Below are 933 nucleotides of genomic sequence, written 5' to 3'. Positions count from 1 at the left end.
ATCGTATTCACCAAACTCATTCGGCAGGCCTGCGTTAGGGTGGGCGCTAACATAGCATTCGCCCTTGGTAGATAACTCTTCAATGTAGGGCCGAAGTGCATCGGCACCCAGAGCGCAGTTAAAACCGATGCTCAGAGGCTTGCAGTGCTTAACAGATATTAGGAAGGCCTCAGCTGTCTGCCCGGACAGAGTACGGCCCGAGGCGTCAGTGATGGTGCCTGAAATCATGATTGGCAGTTTCAGTTTGGAATCCTGAAAGTATTGTTCAACTGCATAAATAGCTGCTTCAGCATTAAGCGTATCGAATATGGTCTCGATCATGATTATGTCGGCACCGCCTTTTACCAAGGCATCGGTGGCTTCATAATAATTGTCGTAAAGCTCTTCGAAAGTGACGTTTCTAAAACCCGGGTCGTTAACGTCGGGGCTAATGGATGCCGTACGTGATGTTGGGCCAACGACACCTGCAACAAATCTTGGCTTGTCGGGCGTTTCAGCGGTCTTCTTCTCCGCTTCTTCACGTGCAATACGTGCAGCTTCGAAATTTAACTCGTATACAAGCTCTTCCATGCCATAGTCAGCTTGGGAAACTTTGGTCGAGTTGAAAGTGTTTGTTTCAATTATATCTGCGCCTGCATCTAGATATTGTTTATGGATGCTAGCAATGGCGTCTACTTGAGTCAGGCATAATAGGTCATTATTGCCTTTAACTTCCGAAGGGTGGTCTTTGAACCTTTCACCGCGATAGTCTTCCTCTTCAAACTTAAAGCGCTGGATCATTGTTCCGGTAGCGCCATCCAGTATTAGGATGCGCTTGCTTAGCGCGTCGTTCAAAAGCTGAGTTCTATTTTGTATGTTGGACATTAAATGTGTATTCCCAAAATAAGGTGAAATAGCACGCAATTCTATGCGATGTTGTAGAAAGCGCTATCT

General features: G+C 46.3%; 1 protein-coding gene. It reads right to left on the bottom strand.

The features are described 5' to 3' along the window. Positions 1 to 864, bottom strand: an 864-nt coding sequence (locus A3729_RS19445) for a homocysteine S-methyltransferase family protein (protein WP_197475937.1), incomplete at its 3' end; no start/stop codon positions are given. Positions 865 to 933 lie beyond the last annotated feature (69 nt).

Source organism: Oleiphilus sp. HI0043 (genome assembly GCF_001634935.1).
This window is presented reverse-complemented; position numbering and strand designations above follow the sequence as displayed.